Here is a 17,185-nt window from a genome sequence, read left to right on the forward strand (position 1 = left end):
GGGGGGTGACCCAGACTCGGACAACACGTTTGGAGCGGGGCCGCGGCGCCCTCGGCCCGGCCCTGGAGCTCGTACACACCGGCCGCGCCCCCACGCGCGCCGTGCTCACCGCCGAACTCGGGGTGACGCGCGCGACCGCCGGTGCCGTCGCCGCCGAGTTGGAGGCCCTCGGACTGATCACCGTCGACGCCCGCCCCGCGGCCGCCGGCTCCCAGGGCCGCCCCTCGCACCGGCTCTCCGTCGCGCCCGGCGGCCCCGTGGTGCTCGCCGCCCAGATCCACGCCGACGGCTTCCGCGCCGCCCTCGTCGGCCTCGGCGGGCGGATGGTCGCCACCGCGCCCGGCTGCATGACCGTCCCCGCCGACCCGTCGCACATCATCGACGCCGTCGTCGAGGCGGGCGCCGGCCTGCTGCGCGAGACCGGCCGCCGCTGCCTGGGCGCGGGTCTCGCCGTCCCCTCGGCCGTCGCCGAACCGGACGGCACGGCCCTCAATCCGCTGCACCTCTCCTGGCCCGCCGGGGCACCGGTCCGCCGGCTGTTCACCGAAGCCCTGGCCAAGGCCGGGGTTCCCGGCCCCGGCGAGGGCCCCGCCACCGGCGTCACCGGCAACGACGTCAACCTCGCGGCGCTCGCCGAGCACCGGCACGGCGCCGGCCGCGGCGCCCGCCACCTGCTCTGCGTGGCCACGGGCCACCGCGGCGTCGGCGGGGCGCTCGTCCTCGACGGCCGCCTGCACAGCGGCAGTTCCGGTCTCGCCCTGGAGGTCGGCCACCTCACCGTCAACCCGGCCGGCCTGCCCTGCCACTGCGGCAGCCGCGGCTGCCTGGACGTCGAGACCGACCCGCTCGCCTTCCTCACCGCGGCCGGCCGCACCCCGGGCCCCGAGGTGTCCCTGCTGCAGCAGGCCCGCGACCTGCTCCGTACGGAGTACGCCGACCCGGCCGTGCGCGCCGCCGCCGAGCTCATCGTCGACCGGCTCGGCCTCGGCCTCGCGGGCCTCGTCAACATCCTCAATCCCGACCGCATCATCCTCGGCGGGCTCCACCGCGCCCTGCTGGACGCCGACCCCGAGCGGCTGCGCGCCGTCGTCGCCGACCGCAGCCTGTGGGGGCGCAGCGGCAGCGTGCCGATCCTGCCCTGCACGCTCGACTTCAACAGCCTCATCGGCGCGGCCGAAGCGGCCTGGCAGCCCGTCCTGGACGACCCGCTGACGGTCCTGGGCTGACCCGGACGGACGAGCCGGCCGCAACCGCTCGCGGCGGACCGCGCGCCGCGCCGCGGAGTACGGGCTCGACCCCCGCGTACTCCCCGCGCCGCAGCGGCACTGCAGCCGGCCGTACGACGACCCGGAGGGCCTCGGCGAGGAGGCTCGGTGGTGGGCGGCAAACCGCCGCCTTCCCTTTCACCACCGAGGAGGCGAGCTCTCATGAGCACCCTCGCCCATGCCCTGGCCGACGGCGGTCCCGGCCCGTGGATCCTGTTCTTCCCGCTCGTCTGGGCGGCCGTCGTCATCGGCGTCGTCACCGTCCTGCGCCGCACCGTGTGGCGCGGCGGCCGCGCCCCCTGGCATCAGCGCCAGGCGCGTGCCGAGCACTCCCCGCTGACCGTCCTCGGCCGCCGGTTCGCCGCCGGCGACATCGACGAGGACGAGTACTGGCGGTGCGTCTCCGTCCTGGAGGAGCACTTCGGGGCGCCCGGCAAGCGCGGTCCGGCGTGAGCACGGCGCGTGCCGCCGGGGTTTCCACGGCTGCCGGGCGGCCTTGACGCCGGCCGGGCGCCGCCGGGTTCCGCGACGGTCGTTGCTCGCCGTTGCGGCGGAGGGTTGGTGCCGTGGCGGCAGCGATGACCAGGACGGTCCGCCCGTGGCCGTGTCCACGCGTCGGCACGACCCCCCCCCCGCCGCTACCGCGAGCAAGCTCCACGGCGCAGTCCGGCGGTGCCGGACCGGCCGGTCGTGACCCGGCGCGCCGCGCGAGTCCCGCGGCGCAGCCGTCCCCGACGGTGGCAACCCCCGTCCGGTCAGCCGGGAACGGCGGAGCGGGCGGGGGAGCGGTCGAGCACCACGGCCGCCCGGCGGGCGGGGGCGGGCCGCTCGAAGGAGGGCTCCTCCAGGGGCGGCAGGGCCGGGGCGGGCTGTTCGAGGGTGACCGTCGTCCGGTCGTCGCGGGTCTGCCGGGCGGCGGCCGCGTGTTCCGGGACGGGCAGCGAGAACCAGACGATCTTGCCGCCGTCGTGGCGCTCCTGCACCCCCCAGCTGTCGCTGACCGCCGCGATCAGGGCGAGGCCGCGGCCGTGCGTGCTGCCGGTGTCGGCGTCGGCGAGCCGGGGCAGCCGCGGGTCGTGGTCGCGGACCGAGACGGTGAGCCGGTCCAGCACGAGGTCGATCTCGACAGTGCAGCGCTTGTCCGGTTCGGCATGCTGGTGCACGTTCGTGAGGAGCTCGGTGACGCACAGCGCCGCGGGGTCGATGAGTGGATCGAGATTCCAGTACCGCAATTGCGCAGATACGATTCTGCGGACCTGGCCGATCCGCGGCGGAAGAGCCTGGAGCTCTACGGTGCAGTGCTTGTTCGGTCGGCTGATCACGGCTGCGACTCCCTGGAAAGAAGTAGGGCTAGCCTGATTCAGGAACGCGTTCTGGCACGCGCTGGGGCCGGGCCGGCGGCGGTGGCTGCCGAGCCGCGCGGCGGCTACTCATCCAGAGCGTAACCGTCCGCGAACCCTCAGTGATGCTGGTACGAGTCAAGGGTCGGCTCCAGCAGCCGGACGCGCAACTTCTGCACCGTCAGCCCCTGGCGTCACCGCCGCGTCCGGAGCGCACGGCCTCCAGGAACCGCCGGACGGCCGCTTCCCCCGTGGTCTCCCCGGACCCCGAGGGATCCTCCAGCCGGCCCAGCGTCAGGACGTAGCGCGTGCCGTTCACCGTCGCCCGGGCGCGGTCCCGGCCGGCGAACCACGGCTTGCTCGCGTGGACCGCCCCCAGTGGAGCGCTGTCGATCTCCCGGCCGTAGCTGGTGAGCAGCTCCAGCCTGCCGTCCTTGATCTTCACCTGGCCCGCCCGGGTGAGCGAGCGGAGGGACCGCTCGATCCGCACCCCGGTCGCAGTGAACTCCGGCTCCTGGAACTCCGGCTCCGCCACGCCAACCGCCTCCCCGGCCGATTCGTGTGCCTCGTGCGCAGTCTGCCCGTGAGGGGGCCCACGCACCAGTGCCCATTTATGATCGAAACGTCCGAGTGCTCCGCATGGGCCCGGATGGAACGGGAGAGGCGGCGTGCACACCACCGACGTCGACCGCAGCGACCCGGCCTACCGCGCCTGGCTGAGCGAAGCGGTCCGCAAGGTCCAGGCCGACGCGAACCGCTCGGCCGACACCCACCTGCTGCGCTTCCCGCTGCCCGAGGAATGGGGCATCGACCTCTACCTCAAGGACGAGTCCACGCACCCCACGGGCAGTCTCAAGCACCGCCTCGCCCGCTCGCTCTTCCTGCACGGCCTGTGCAACGGCTGGATCCGCCCCGAGGCCCCGGTCGTCGAGGCCTCCAGCGGCTCCACCGCGGTCTCCGAGGCGTACTTCGCGAGCCTGATCGGCGTGCCCTTCATCGCGGTCATGCCCAGCACCACCAGCCGCGAGAAGTGCCGCCTCATCGAGTTCCACGGCGGCCGGTGCCACTTCGTCGACGACCCCCGCAAGATGTACGCGGAGGCGGCGGCCCTCGCCGAACGCTCCGGCGGCCACTACATGGACCAGTTCACCTACGCCGAACGGGCCACCGACTGGCGCGGCAACAACAACATCGCGGAATCCGTCTTCACCCAGCTCCGCAGCGAACGCCACCCCGTGCCCGCCTGGATCGTCGCCACCGCGGGCACCGGCGGCACCTCCGCCACCATCGCCCGCTACGTGCGCTACATGCAGTACGACACCCGCATCTGCGTCGCCGACCCCGAGTACTCCTGCTTCTTCGACGGCTGGCGCGACCACGACCCCACGGCGACGGGCGAGCGCGGCTCGCGGATCGAGGGCATCGGCCGGCCGCGCATGGAGCCCAGCTTCATGCCGGGCGTGATCGACCGGATGATGAAGGTGCCCGACGCCGCGAGCATCGCGGCCGTGCGCGCGCTCGACGAGGCCATCGGCCGCAAGGCGGGCGGCTCCACCGGCACCGGCCTGTGGAGCGCACTGAAGATCGTCGCGGAGATGGCCGGCAACGGCACGAAGGGCAGCATCGTCACCCTCATCTGCGACCCCGGCGAGCGCTACCTCGACACGTACTACTCCGACGCCTGGCTCGCCGGACAGGGCCTGGACATCGGCCCGTACGCCGGGGCCGTCACCACCTTCCTGGCCACCGGGCACTGGCCGGACTGACGCGCTGTCAGCCCGCACCGGACTCCGGGCCGGAGGCGTCGGCCACCACCAGCTCCGGCAGCCGCTCGGCGATCTCCCGCCGCGCCGCCTCCGGCAGCCCCGCGTCCGTGACCAGCGCGTCCACCTCATCCAGCGCCGCGAACGAACTCAGCCCCACCGTCCCCCACTTGGTGTGGTCCGCAAGGACCACCACACGCCGGGCCGACCGCACGAAGTGCCGGTTGGTCTCCGCCTCCGCCAGATTCGGCGTCGACAGCCCCGCCTCCGCGGATATGCCGTGCACCCCGATGAACAGGACGTCGAAGTGGAGCGAGCGGATCGCCGCGTCCGCGACCGGCCCCACCAGCGTGTCCGAGGGCGTGCGCACCCCGCCCGTCAGCACCACCGTGGCCGCCCCCGGCCGCGCCGACGGCCCCGCCGCCGTCACCGGCCGCTGGGAGCTGTGGAAGACGTCGGCCGCCCGCACCGAGTTCGTCACCACCGTCAGATCGGGGACGTCCACCAGCCGCTGCGCCAGCGCGAACACGGTCGTCCCGCCCGCCAGCGCTATCGCACTGCCCGGCGGCGCCATCGGCACCGCCGCCCGCGCGATGTCCTCCTTGGCGGCCAGTTCCAGCGCCGACTTCGCCTCGAAGCCCGGCTCGTGCGCCGTGGCCTCCGCCACCGGCACCGCCCCGCCGTGCACCTTCTCCACCACGCCCAGCCGGGCCAGCGCGTCCAGATCCCGGCGGACCGTCATGTCCGAGACATTGAGCCTCCGCGTCAGTTCGTTGACCCGAACCCCACCGCGCCTCCTGACCTCGTCGAGGATCAGCGCACGCCGCTGCTCCGCCAGGAGATTCTGGTTGTCGCTCACCCGGCCCGTCCTTTCCGGTCAGCCGCCGGCAGTCGTGCGCGCTCATCCTCCCACGCGGCACGCCGCAACGATCGTCTTCGTTCGGCCGGATCACGAACGGGCCTATCCTGCCGACGGTGCCCCGCACTGTCAGCGGCCCCTGGCACCATGCTGGTTGACGGTACGACACACCGGGACCGGGGGCACACGGTGGCAGCGGACGAACGACCCCAGACGAAGAAGACGGAACCGCCCGCGCCCGCGGGAGCCCCCGGGCTCGCCCTGGAGCTGCTCGTGCACGGCGTCGGGGGCACCACCCCGCAGGCCATGCTGGGCGATCCGCGCACCGTGCGCGTCACGGGCGACGCCGTCGCGGGCATCCACCGCCGCGCGGGCGACCTCGACGCCGAGGACCGCCCCGGCGACCACCGCCGCGAGCCCGTCCGCGAGGCCTACGTGTGGTCCAACCTCACCTCCGGCGACGGCTCCCGCGCCCTCTGGCTGGTGCTCCTGCCCTTCATGGTCATCAACCTCGCCCACTGGATGCGCCCCACCTCCGAAGGCCGCACCACGACCACGCGGGCCTACGGCCTGCTGGTGCGCCTCGTCGCCCTCACCCTCACCGTCCTCCTCACCGCCGCCGCCTGTGAAGTGGCCCTCGACCTGACGGCCTGGCAGTGCGCGGGCACGCCCGCCTGCTCCTCGGGCAAGGCGTGGCTCGGCTTCATGTCGGCCGGCCGGGGCGGCTGGTGGAGCCCGCCGGGCCGCCGGCTCGCCCTCGCCGCCGCCGTGCCGGCCGCCGTGACCGGCCTGCTGTGGCTCCTCTCCCGCCGCACCTGGAGCGCGTACGAGACCCAGCCGCCCGCCCGCCCCGGCACCGAAGAGGACGGCCACGAGGCCCGCAGGCGCCCCGCCCTGTGCCTGCCCGGCTTCTGGTACGGGCGGCGCATCGTCGCCCGGCTGCGCGCCGCCCACACCGCCGCGGCCCTGCTCACCGTCGCCGCCTTCCTCGTCCAGGCCGCCTCCCACCACGACCGCGCACCGGGCGGCAGCCCCGCCCTCGACGCCCTGGGCCGGGTCCTCGGCGCCGTCCTGGCCGCCTCCGCCCTGTTCGTCGTCCACACCGTCGCCCGCAGGGGCCGCAGCGAGAGCACCCCCGACCACACGGCCGACCGCCTCACCGTCGCCGCCCTGCCCTTCACCGCGCTCGGCCTGCTCCTGCTCTCCGCCGTCTACGCCGCCTGGGACCGCCCCGGCTGGCAGTCCCACGGCATGCTCCCCGGCGACCGCGTCTTCGGCCTCATCGCCCTCGGGCAGGGCGCCCTCGTCCTCCTCCTCGCGCTCGCCGCCCGCAGGCTCCACCGCGCCGCCCCCGTCGAGCGGACCCCGCTGGGCGGGCTCGCCGGCCCCGCCGTCGCCACGCTCGCCTGCGCCCTCGGCGGCGTCATGACCGCGGGCGTCGCCCACCGCGTCGCGGACTGGCTCGACGGCCCGGCCACCCCCGGCATGGGCGACGGCCCGATCGGCGGCCCGCCGGTGCTGCTCACCTGGCAGGCGTCCGTGATCCCGCCGCTCTTCTCCGTCCTGCTCCTGCTGCTCCTCGTCCTGGCCGCCCGCACCCTGCGCCTGCGCAAACGCCTGTGCCGCACCGTCCCCGACGGCTATCCCGACGAGCGGTACGACCAGGCCCGCACGCGCGCCATCGCCGGCAGCATCGCCCGCGCCGGCCTCACCGACGCCACCCCCTGGGCGCTCGGCACCGTCGCCGCGCTCACGCTCCTCCTCGGCGGCGGCGCGGTGGCCGGCGCCTGGGGCACCCACGACGTCCCGGGCCGGGCCGCCGCGGGCACCCCGGCCGCCGTCGAGGACGTCGCCCAGACCGCCCAGGCCCTCGGCTCGTGGTGCGTCGGCCTCGGCTTCGTCCTGCTGATCGCCTGGGGCCGCCGCGCCTACCGCGACCCCGCCGCCCGGCGCACCGTCGGCATCCTCTGGGACGTCGGCACGTTCTGGCCGCGCGCCGCCCACCCCTTCGCCCCGCCCTGCTACGCCGAGCGCGCGGTTCCCGACCTCACCTGGCGGATGCGCACCTGGACCGAGCGCACCGGCGGCCGCCTCGTCATCTCCGGCCACTCCCAGGGCAGCGTCCTCGCCGCGGCCGCCGTCTGGCAGCTGCCCGCCGCCACGCGCAGCCGCGTCGCCCTGCTCACCTACGGCTCACCCCTGGAGCGGCTCTACGGCCGCTGGTTCCCCGCCTACTTCGGCCCCGTGAAGCTCGCCGCCCTCCACGACGACGTCCACTGCTGGTGCAACCTGTGGCGGCTCACCGACCCCATCGGCGGCCCCGTCGGCCTCCCCGGTGACAGCGCCGGCACCGCCGCCGTCGACCGCGGCCCCCTCAAGGACCCCCTCGCCTACGGCCGGACCCCCGAACACCCGCTGCCCGCGGGCATCCTGGGCCACTCCCAGTACCAGTCCGACCCCGAGTTCGCCCGGACCCGCGCGGCCCTGCTCGCGCGCCTCGCCGCCTGGATGCCCGTGCCCCCTCAGGGCAGCGCCGGCAGATCGTCGGCGTAGAGCAGGGTGAGGTCGTCGGTGCTCGGGTCGGCCAGCTGCGCGACCCGGCCCGCGTGCCGCTCGACCATCGCCTCGAAGGTCTGCCGCGCCGTACGGCCGTTGCCGAACGCGGGCCCCCTCGGGATGTCGCGGAAGTACTGGAGCAGGGCCTCCGACGCCCCCGCCCCGATCCGGTACTCGTGTTCGTCCGCCTGCTGCTGCACGATGCGCAGCAGCTCCTCCGGGCCGTAGTCACCGAAGGTGATGGTGCGTGAGAAGCGCGAGGCCACGCCCGGATTGACGGTCAGGAAGCGTTCCATCTCGTCGGTGTAGCCGGCGACGATCACCACGACCTCGTCGCGGTGGTCCTCCATCAGCTTCACCAGGGTGTCGATGGCCTCCCGGCCGAAGTCGCGCCCCGAGTCCTCCGGGGCGAGCGCGTACGCCTCGTCGATGAACAGCACGCCCCCGCGGGCCCGGTCGAAGGCCTCCTGGGTGCGGATGGCCGTCGAGCCGATGTGCTCGCCCACCAGGTCCACGCGCGACACCTCGACCAGATGGCCGCGCTCCAGCACGCCGAGCGAGGCGAGGATCTCGCCGTAGAGCCGGGCCACCGTCGTCTTGCCCGTGCCGGGCGAGCCCGTGAACACCAGGTGCCGGCGCACCGAGGCGGCCTTCAGCCCCGCCTCCTGCCGGCGCCGCCCGACCTCGATCATGTCGGTGAGGGCGCGGACCTCCTTCTTGACGCTCTCCAGGCCCACCAGCGCGTCCAGTTCCTGCAGCACGGTCACCGAGGCGCGCGCCCCGGGCCGGGCGGCGGGCGCGGGCGGCGCCTCCTCGGCCGAGCGCTGCACCGGCACGGCCACCGGCTTCAGCACCGTCCGCGGGACGGCCGTCGTCACCGGCGCCGTGCCCGCGCCGCCCCCGGAGGGCAGCGCGGCCACGGCCGTCGACGTCACCGCCTCGTCGCTCGTACAGCCCTCGCTGACGGGGCCGGCCTCGGCGAACTCGTAACCGCCGCGCTCGCAGCGCTCGGTGCGGCAGCGGGTGAGCGTCGAGCGGCAGCCGTCGATGACGTGGAAGCCGTAGCCGCCGCTGCCCGTCACCCGGCACTCGTGGAACGTGCCGCGGCCGCCCGCCGACACGTAGAAGCCGGCCTCCACCGGCGAACTCACCGTGCACTGCTCGATGGCGGGATCGGCGCCCTTGGTGACGATGACGCCCGTCGCCGCGGCGTCGATGGTGCAGCCCGCCATCGAGCCGCCGCTGCCGTGGTCGCGGAACCAGGCGCCCGTGCCCGTCTCGCGGATCCGGCACCCGGCCAGCTGGGCCGACGCGCCGTCGCTCACCGACACCGCCGTGTTGCGGACCTGGGAGAGGTCGCTGTCCACCACGTCGACGTGGGAACCGCGGTCCAGCACGAACAGGGCGTCCGGGACGTCGTGCACGCGGCAGGAGCCGAGGGAGGCGGTCGCCCCGTCACTGATCCAGACCGCCGGATAGTCGCCCTTGCTGTCGTGGATCTCGCACAGGTCGGCGTCGACGCGCGTGCCCGGATCCCAGACGGACAGGCCGTTGCGCCCGAACCTGCGGATCGCCGAGCGCGTCATCGACAGCACCGAACGGGAGCGCAGGTCCACCCCGTTCTCCGGAACGTCGTGGATGTCGCAGTCGACGAGGGAGAGCACGGCGTCGGTGTCCAGCGTCACGCCGTCCCCGGACGTGCGGTGCACCCGGCAGTCGGTCAGCCGGCCCGCGGCTCTGGAGGCCACCTGCACCCCGGCGCCCCGCACCTCGTACACCTCGCAGCCCACCGCCTCCAGCGAACTGCCCTCGCCCGTGAGCGAGAGCCCCGCGCCCGACGCGTGGTGCACCCGGCAGCGCTCCAGGCGCGGATGCGCCCCGCCGTGGACCGCGATCCCCGACTGGCCGGCGGCCACCACCTCGCACTCCTCGAACACGCCCCCCGCACCGTCCAGCACGCTGATGCCGACGCCGCCCGCATTGTCGACCGTGCACTGACGCACCGTCGGACGCGAGCCGCCGCGCACCTCGATGCCCACCGCGGAGCGGGTCACGATGCGCAGGCCGGACAGCTCCGGGGCGCCGTCCTCGACGACGAGCGCGGGCGCCGCCGCGTCGTGCCCCTCGACGTGCAGGTCCTGCAGCGCGGCGGAGGCCCGTACGGTCAGGGCGACTCCATCAGGGGGAGCGATGCGCACGCTGCCGCGCGAACCCTCCGCGCCGCGCAGCGTGACCGCGCGCGTGACGACCAGGTTCTCCCGGTAGGTGCCGGGCGCGACGGACAGCACGTCCCCGTCGGCCGCCGCTTCCAGGGCCGAGGCGAGGGAGTCGTACTCGCCCGTGCGCCGCCGCCATCGCGCCGTGCCGGTGTGCGTCACCTGGACCGAGCCCTGTGCCATGGTGCTGCTCTGCCCCCACCTCGTGCGTGCGTCCACCCGGGACCGGTGCGTACCGGACCGGCCACCGGAGCCACCGTAGCGCGCGCAGGCCCCGGGAGTTGACCGGTCAGCTGCCCGCGTCCGCCCGGCCCCAGGTCTGCCCGGCCCGTTGCCACGCGCGGTCCCAGTGGGCGTACCGCCGCTGCATGAGCCGCCATACGACCAGCCGGCGCACCGCCTCCAGCAGGCCGCAGGCGACCATGGCCGCCCCGGTGCCCGCCAGACCGGCGTGGACGGCGGCCGTGTCGTGGTCCATGGGCCGGCCCGAGAGCCGTCCCCGGTCGTCCGTCCACAGCGGGAACGGCTGCCCCGGGCGCGTGGCATGGCGTACGGCGACCACACCGGAGCGCTCCTTGCCGTCCGGTCCGGGCCAGCGGGCGACCACCCGATGGTGTCCCTCCCGGCCGGCCGTGGCCTCGCGGTCGGTCTCGGCCGGTCCGCCGCGCAGGGCGCGCAGCGTCGTTGCCGTCACCAGATGGCGGTGCCGGTGCTGTTCGTGGACCGTGTGCCGCAGGGCCTCGTGGGCGAGGGATCCCGTCACCCAGCCGGTGACCGGGCCCGCGAGCAGCATGAGCACCACGGCGACCAGTCCCACCCAGGACTCCAGGACGTCGGTCCGGCGACGCAGGGGATTGCGCCGCCATCGCCATGCGAGTGCCGTAGCGCGCACCATGCTCACCCCCTTCCGGGTCCGTAAATACCTCACACAGGGCACCGCATGCGGAGGAAGACGGCGGAGAGAGCAAAATCACCCCCTCCGGATGCCGTTCGCGGCAGCGCGTTGACGGGTGGCGTGCGGCGGGGGAGGGGAGCGAGGGAGCCGGGGGGGAGGGGAGTGAGGGCGCGGAGGGAGAAGAGTGACGGAAATCCGGATAAGGGTGAGGGAAATCCGGAGAAGAGCGAGGGAAGAGCGGAGAAGGGCGAGGGAAGAGCGGAGAAGGGCGAGGGCGCGCTGCTCAGCCGAGGATCTCGACGGTGTCGCCCACGCGCAGGGTCCCGGTGTGCTCGGGGATGAGGTTCTTGCCGAACACGGCCTTGCTGCCGATGCGGTGGTGCCGGGCGAGCGTGCGCAGGGGTTCCTTGCCGCGCTCGGCGGTGGTCTGGTCGGTGGTGGTGACCACGCACCGGCCGCAGTCCTTGACCGCCCGGAACGTCACCTCGCCGATCCGCACGCGCCTCCAGCCGTCCTCGGCCCAGGGCTCGGTGCCGCCGACCACGGCGTTCGGCCGGAAGCGGTTCATGGGGAGCGGGCCCTCGCCGGGGAGGTCGCCCTGCGCGACGAGCGCGTTGAGGGCGTCGAGCGAGGCGAGGGTGGTCACCAGCAGCGGATAGCCGTCGGCGAAGCTCACGGTCTCGCCGGGGAGGGAGAATTCGGGATCGATAGGGCGGCGGCTCGCGGGCTCGTCCATGTGGAAGAGGCGGGCCGTGGTCCCGAGATGTGCGCTGACCCATGCGTCGGCGGCGTCCCCCGCCGGGACCGCCTCGATCTTGTCCCGGAACACCTGCACCGTGACCGTGCCCTCCGCTTCCGCGAGGGAGGGCACGGCGACGTCGAGCGGTTCGGCCCCGGGCGCGTCGAGCAGGACGCCGCCGCCCGCGAGTGGGCGGGCCGAGGCCAGGGCGAGCCTCGGCTGCTGCCGTTGGGTGATCATCATCCCGTCGGCGTCCGCCACCATCCACCGCCGGTCGCCGGCCAGGCCCCACGGCTCGACGGCCGCCTCCGGGACGGTGCACCCCGCCAGTGACTTGACGGGGTAGAAGTGCAGCGCGGTCAGCGTGGGCGACGTGGACATGCGGTCATCTTGCCACCCCGGCCGGGCGGTTGAACGAGTACCCCTGCCCGCCGTAGCGGGACCCCCAGCACAACGGACAGACGGTCAGTAACCCCCCTGATTCGGATACTGGCGGTTGTACGGGTCCTCGTACTGCCCCGCCGCCGGGCGGGGTGCGACCGGGCGCATGGCGTCGTATCCGGCGGGACCCGCCTGGCCTGCCGGGGCCGCCCCGGGCCGCTGCTGCTGGTACTGCTGCGGGCCCGGTCCCGGGTAGGCGCGCTGCGGCGTCTGCTGCGGGATGTACGGGGCGGCCGCCTGCTGCAGCCCGGCGGGCTGCTGCGGGCCGGGCGCGGGATACCCGTACGGCGCGCCGCCCTGGGCGCCGTACGGCGCCTGCGGAGCCGGGGCCGCGGAGCCGGCCGAGGGGCCGGACGGCAGCGCGGGGAGCGCGGGCAGGTTGCTGCCGCCGCCGTCGTACGGGGACGACACGCGGATCGGGGCGATCTGCGGGGTGCCCCGCTCGGCGACGAGGCTGTCGTAAATCGGGGTGTCCGGGAACGACGACGAGGCGTAGTAGCCGCCGCCGTAGGTGCTGCGGGGGGAGGTCATAGCGCATAAGTTAAGCCCACGCCCCTCGCCCGGTCCATGCCCCGGTCCGCACTAACGCTTCTCTGACCTGCAAAGACGCAGGTCAGGACAGAACCGTCAAGGTCGGACACATCCGTACGTACGGCCATCCGGGGGTATCGCGCTGTACACCCGCCGCCACCGTGCGGAGCTGCCCGGACGGAAGGGTGCACGGCCGCGCGGACGGCCGTACGCGCGGTAAGGACAGGGCAGTTTCAGCCGGTCTGCACCTCGCTGCGGTCCCCGCCCCACAACGTGTGGAACGAGCCCTCGCGGTCGGCGCGCCGGTAGGTGTGCGCACCGAAGAAGTCGCGCTGCCCCTGCGTCAGGGCGGCCGGCAACCGCTCGGCGCGCAGCGCGTCGTAGTACGCGAGGGCCGCCGAGAACCCCGGCGTGGGCACGCCCCGGCCGACCGCGGTGGCGACCACCGAGCGCCAGGCGTCCTGCGCCTTGCCGACCTCCGCGGCGAACCCCTTGTCGGCGAGCAGCGTGGGCAGTTGCGGGTCGGCGGCGAACGCGGCGCGGATGCGGTCGAGGAACGCGGCCCGGATGATGCAGCCGCCGCGCCAGATGGCGGCGACGGCCCCGAGGTCGATGTCCCACCCGTACTCGGCGCTCGCCGCAGTGATCATGTTCCAGCCCTGGGCGTACGAGACGACCTTCGACGCGTACAGCGCCTCCTCGACCAGGGAGGCGAACTCCCCGGCCTCGGCCGGGGCGAGGGGTTCCCGCCCGGGGCCCGGGAGTTCGCGCGCGGCGCCGCGCAGGTCCGCGTGGCCGGAAACGGACCGGGCGAACACGGCCTCGGCGATGCCGGAGACGGGGATGCCCAGGTCGAGGGCGGTCTGCACGGTCCAGCGGCCGGTGCCCTTCTGCTCGGCGCCGTCGGCCACGACGTCCACGAACGGGCGGCCGGTGGCGGCGTCGGTGTGCGCCAGCACCTCGGCGGTGATCTCGATGAGGTACGAGTCCAGCCGGCCGGTGTTCCAGGTGCGGAAGGTCTCCGCGATCCGCTGCGGCTCGTACCCCGCGACGTGGCGCAGCAGGTCGTAGGCCTCGGCGATGAGCTGCATGTCGGCGTATTCGATGCCGTTGTGGACCATCTTGACGAAGTGTCCGGCGCCGTCGGGGCCGATGTGGGTGCAGCAGGGGGTGCCGTCGGGGGCCTCGGCCGCGATGGATTCGAGGAGCGGGCCGAGGGACTCGTAGGACTCGGCCGACCCGCCGGGCATGATGCTGGGCCCGTTGAGGGCGCCTTCCTCGCCGCCGGAGATGCCGGTGCCGACGAAGTGGATGCCCTTCTCGCGGAGTTGCTTCTCGCGGCGCCGGGTGTCGTTGAAGTGGGCGTTGCCGCCGTCGATGAGCACGTCCCCGGGTTCGAGGAGGGCGGCGAACTCCTTGATGACGGCGTCGGTGGGGTCGCCGGCCTTGACCATGATGACGATGCGCCGGGGCTTCTGGAGCGCGGCGACGAATGCCTCGGCGCTCTCCGCGGGGACGAAGTCCCCCTCGTGGCCGTGCTCGCCGATCAGCGCCTCGGTCCTGGCGTACGTGCGGTTGTGGACGGCGACGGTGTGGCCGTGCCGGGCGAAGTTCCGGGCGAGATTGCTGCCCATGACGGCGAGTCCGGTGACGCCGATGTGAGCGGTGGCCGTGGGGGTGGGATTGCTGGGCATGCGGGGCTCCACTCCTGTCACGTACGGGGGAAAGGCCGGTGCGAGGCCCCGACGCCGGAGGGCGCCGGGATCTTCCCCGCGGGCAGCCGGATGCCGCCCGGCCATCGTGACACGGCACGCGGGGCATGACGGGGTGCCCGCCGGGGGCCGCCCGGAGACTGTCACCTTCTTCGCGCAACGGGAACACCCGGGCCGGACCGGGCCTACGAGGCCAGCCGCACGTACCGTGCGGACCAGGAGTTCTGGGCGGAGGAGGCGGCGGCCCGGCCGACCACGGGACGGCTCCGCACGGAGGCGTCGCCCGCGTCCGCGGCCCTGTACGGCCGCCACCGCCTGCCGACGTCCACAGCGGCTCGAACCGGGCCACGGTCGTGGCGTTGCCGAGCACGACCAGGACGGCCCGCCGCGAGAGCAGGGTGCGGAAGGGCGCCCGCGCGGTCGGCCACGGACACACGGGCGGAGGCGGGCGGGTCGTCGGCGTAGAGGCCGTCGACCGGTTCGTCGACCGTCACCGGCGTGCCCGCGCTCACCGCCGGGCGCCGCCGGCACGGCTGACGTTCCCCCGGGCCGAGACGTGCCGGACGGGCCCCGGCAAACGGATGCGGACCTCACCGTTCATCGAGGTACCTGTGACATCTCCACCCGCGCGGCTCCCGTACGCCGGGCCTTCCGGACCTTGTGGATCTTCCGCCCGGTGATCACAAGCGAGCGGCGGTCCGAAGTCCCCGCGGCGCAAGGAGCAGTTGACCGGGACTCGTCACCGTGCCGCGGCGCCGAAATGCAGGAATTATTTTGGAAATAAGTTTCCGATCAAGGCGATTGGAGTGGATCCGTCCGTTGCCGTAGCATGACCGGCGTCGTAATTTGCGCCCTCGGTGATCTCGTCGCAGGCGAGATCGGACCACTGCTGATCGAATTCCCTGCCGCATTTCCCGCCCGGCCCGGAAGACGGAGTACCCGTCGGCGCGAGCCGACGCAGGCAGGGCAGCCGGACGGCCGATGAGGCGCACCGTGCTGCCCGCAGACTTTGTCTCCGGCAGAACGGAATGCACGTCGTGGATCTGAGCGCGGCCAATCGAAAAGGCCTCAGCCTCTTCGCCCTGATCATGATCGGGCTGGGGTCCATTTTCGGCTCCGGCTGGCTCTTCGGAGCCGGTCAGGCGGCGCAGGTCGCGGGCCCGGCCGCGCTGGTCGCCTGGGTGATCGGCGCGATCTTCATCGGCATGATCGCCATGTCGTACGCGGAGGTCGGCGCCGCCTACCCGCTGCCCGGCGCGATGGCCCGGTTCGGCTCCATCTCGCACGGCCCGGTGCTCGGCTTCATCACGGGCTGGGCCGTGTGGATCGCGACCGCCTCGCTGATCCCGATCGAGGCCATCGCGGGCACCCAGTACATGTCGTCGTGGAGCTTCGGCTGGGCCCGCGGGCTGGTCGCCGACGGCAGCCTGACCGGCACCGGCATCGCGACGGCCCTGTTCCTGACCGTCGCCCTGTGGCTGGCCTGCTACTGGTCGGTCGAGCTGCTGGCGCGCGCCAACAACCTGCTGACCCTGGTCAAGTTCGCCATCCCGGTCCTCGCCGTCGGTGCGCTCATAGCCTCCGGCTTCCACACGGACAACTTCACCGCGCACGGCGGCTTCGCCCCCAACGGCTGGTCCGCCGTCCTCACCGCCGTCACCGCCTCCGGCGTCGTCTTCGCCTTCAACGGCTTCCAGGCCGTCGTCAACCTCGGCGGCAACGCCAAGAACCCCGGCCGGGCCATCCCGCTTGCCCTCGTCGGCGCGCTCTCCCTCGGCCTGGTCATCTACCTGGCCCTCCAGGTCGCCTTCCTCGGCGCGGTCCCCCCTGCGAGTCTCGCCGAGGCCGGCGGCTGGAGCGGCATCAACTTCGCCTCGCCCTTCGCCGACCTCGCCAAGCTGCTGATGCTGCACTGGGTCGTCACCATGCTCCAGTTCGGCGCCTTCATCTCGCCCAACGGCGCCAACATCGGCAACGTCGCCTCCTCCGCCTACCTGGCGCAGAACCTGGCCGACACCGGCTTCTTCCCCAAGAAGATCGCCGAGGTGCACCCCCGTTACGGCGTCGCCCGCCCCGCCATGTGGCTCAACCTGGGCTTCTCCGTCCTCCTGTTGCTGACCATCGGCCACAGCTGGGAGGCCCTGGCCAGCGTCGTTTCCGCCGCGATGGTCGTCTCCTACCTCATGGGTCCCATCGCCGTCGGCGTCTTCCGGCAGACCAAGCCGGAGCTGCCCCGCCCCTTCCGGCTGCCCGCCGCCAAGGTCCTCTGCCCGCTGATCTTCGCCTTCGCGGCCTGCGCCCTGTACTGGTCGAAGTGGCCCAACACCGGCAAGGTGACCCTGCTCACCCTGCTCTCGGTTCCCATCGCCGCGGTCGTGCTGCGCCGCCGGGGCGAGAACCTGCGCCGCCAGTTCGCGCCGGCCTGGTGGATGGTCGGGTTCCTGCTGTGGCTGTCCCTGCTGTCCGCCCTCGGCAGCAAGGAGTTCGGCGGCCACGGCGTGATCCCGGGCGGCCTCGACACCGCTCTGGTCGGGCTGTCGGCCCTGGGCTTCTACTTCTGGGCGGTGCGGGCCGGTGTCCGGGCGCACCGCGCGGGCCTGCCGGGCCCGGACCCGGTGCTCACCGGCGCGGACGTCGCCGAGCCCGTGATCCCCGCGCAGGAGCGCGAGCGTGAAGCGGCTGCCGCCGCCTCCTAGGATCCCTCGCCGTTGCGGCGGGCAGCGCTCTCCCGCCGCAGCGGTGGCGCGCCACGGCGCAGCTGACCGGCGGTGCCGGACCGGGCACAGCCCGGAGGGGCCCGCCGGGCAGGCCATGAGCCCCGTACGTACGGCGAAGGCCGGTTCCCTCGATGAGGGAACCGGCCTTCGC

The 17,185-nt window shown here is 74.1% G+C and carries 14 protein-coding genes; 5 read left to right on the top strand and 9 right to left on the bottom strand.

Annotated elements, in window-relative coordinates; translation table 11 throughout:
* The first annotated feature begins 5 nt into the window (after positions 1 to 5).
* Both ACOTKD_RS23755 and ACOTKD_RS23760 read left to right on the top strand, forming a co-directional pair.
* Positions 6 to 1,226: an ROK family protein gene (locus ACOTKD_RS23755; protein WP_235485110.1), complete on the top strand. Its 1,221-nt coding sequence runs from the start codon at positions 6 to 8 to the stop codon at positions 1,224 to 1,226.
* A gap of 201 nt (positions 1,227 to 1,427) precedes the next feature.
* Complete coding sequence (locus ACOTKD_RS23760; protein ID WP_424891022.1) at positions 1,428 to 1,718, top strand: SHOCT domain-containing protein; 291 nt, start codon at positions 1,428 to 1,430, stop codon at positions 1,716 to 1,718.
* 302 nt (positions 1,719 to 2,020) lie between these two features.
* On the opposite strand, the gene ACOTKD_RS23765 is transcribed toward ACOTKD_RS23760, so the two are convergent.
* Entirely contained in the window at positions 2,021 to 2,587 is a 567-nt protein-coding gene (locus ACOTKD_RS23765; protein ID WP_424891023.1) for an ATP-binding protein, read from the bottom strand.
* Positions 2,588 to 2,786: 199 nt separating this feature from the next.
* Positions 2,787 to 3,140, bottom strand: coding sequence for a hypothetical protein (locus ACOTKD_RS23770; protein ID WP_424891024.1), 354 nt, complete (start codon positions 3,138 to 3,140; stop codon positions 2,787 to 2,789).
* Positions 3,141 to 3,273: 133 nt separating this feature from the next.
* Between ACOTKD_RS23770 and ACOTKD_RS23775 the strand changes: the two genes are divergently transcribed.
* On the top strand, positions 3,274 to 4,371 hold the full coding sequence (locus ACOTKD_RS23775; protein WP_424891025.1) for a PLP-dependent cysteine synthase family protein: 1,098 nt from the start codon (positions 3,274 to 3,276) through the stop codon (positions 4,369 to 4,371).
* A 7-nt stretch (positions 4,372 to 4,378) separates the two neighbouring features.
* On the opposite strand, the gene ACOTKD_RS23780 is transcribed toward ACOTKD_RS23775, so the two are convergent.
* The gene (locus ACOTKD_RS23780; RefSeq protein WP_424891026.1) at positions 4,379 to 5,227 is read right to left on the bottom strand and encodes a DeoR/GlpR family DNA-binding transcription regulator; all 849 of its coding nucleotides are present in this window, start codon (positions 5,225 to 5,227) and stop codon (positions 4,379 to 4,381) included.
* Between the two features lie 147 nt (positions 5,228 to 5,374).
* On the opposite strand from ACOTKD_RS23780, the gene ACOTKD_RS23785 reads away from it, so the two are divergent.
* Complete coding sequence (locus tag ACOTKD_RS23785; RefSeq protein WP_424891027.1) at positions 5,375 to 7,780, top strand: hypothetical protein; 2,406 nt, start codon at positions 5,375 to 5,377, stop codon at positions 7,778 to 7,780.
* Here the strand turns inward: ACOTKD_RS23785 and ACOTKD_RS23790 are convergent.
* The 6 genes from ACOTKD_RS23790 to ACOTKD_RS23815 form a co-directional block, all read right to left on the bottom strand.
* Complete coding sequence (locus tag ACOTKD_RS23790; protein ID WP_424891028.1) at positions 7,750 to 10,182, bottom strand: right-handed parallel beta-helix repeat-containing protein; 2,433 nt, start codon at positions 10,180 to 10,182, stop codon at positions 7,750 to 7,752. The genes ACOTKD_RS23785 and ACOTKD_RS23790 overlap by 31 nt on opposite strands.
* A 106-nt stretch (positions 10,183 to 10,288) precedes the next feature.
* Positions 10,289 to 10,894 carry an Rv1733c family protein gene (locus ACOTKD_RS23795; protein ID WP_424891029.1) on the bottom strand — a complete coding sequence of 202 codons (606 nt, stop codon included), beginning with the start codon at positions 10,892 to 10,894 and terminating at the stop codon, positions 10,289 to 10,291.
* A gap of 283 nt (positions 10,895 to 11,177) precedes the next feature.
* A complete protein-coding gene (locus tag ACOTKD_RS23800) occupies positions 11,178 to 12,014 on the bottom strand; it encodes an MOSC domain-containing protein (protein WP_424891030.1) in 837 nt (278 codons plus the stop codon).
* 84 nt (positions 12,015 to 12,098) lie between these two features.
* Positions 12,099 to 12,605: a DUF6643 family protein gene (locus ACOTKD_RS23805; RefSeq protein ID WP_424891031.1), complete on the bottom strand. Its 507-nt coding sequence runs from the start codon at positions 12,603 to 12,605 to the stop codon at positions 12,099 to 12,101.
* Positions 12,606 to 12,838: 233 nt separating this feature from the next.
* Entirely contained in the window at positions 12,839 to 14,299 is a 1,461-nt protein-coding gene (gene gndA, locus ACOTKD_RS23810) for an NADP-dependent phosphogluconate dehydrogenase (protein WP_424891032.1), read from the bottom strand.
* 203 nt (positions 14,300 to 14,502) lie between these two features.
* The gene (locus ACOTKD_RS23815) at positions 14,503 to 14,829 is read right to left on the bottom strand and encodes a hypothetical protein (protein ID WP_424891033.1); all 327 of its coding nucleotides are present in this window, start codon (positions 14,827 to 14,829) and stop codon (positions 14,503 to 14,505) included.
* A gap of 525 nt (positions 14,830 to 15,354) precedes the next feature.
* Between ACOTKD_RS23815 and ACOTKD_RS23820 the strand changes: the two genes are divergently transcribed.
* Positions 15,355 to 17,013: an APC family permease gene (locus ACOTKD_RS23820; RefSeq protein ID WP_424891034.1), complete on the top strand. Its 1,659-nt coding sequence runs from the start codon at positions 15,355 to 15,357 to the stop codon at positions 17,011 to 17,013.
* The last annotated feature ends 172 nt before the right edge of the window (positions 17,014 to 17,185 follow it).

Source organism: Streptomyces sp. XH2, assembly GCF_049725035.1.
In the GTDB taxonomy this organism is placed as follows: Bacteria; Actinomycetota; Actinomycetes; order Streptomycetales; family Streptomycetaceae; genus Streptomyces; species Streptomyces roseoverticillatus.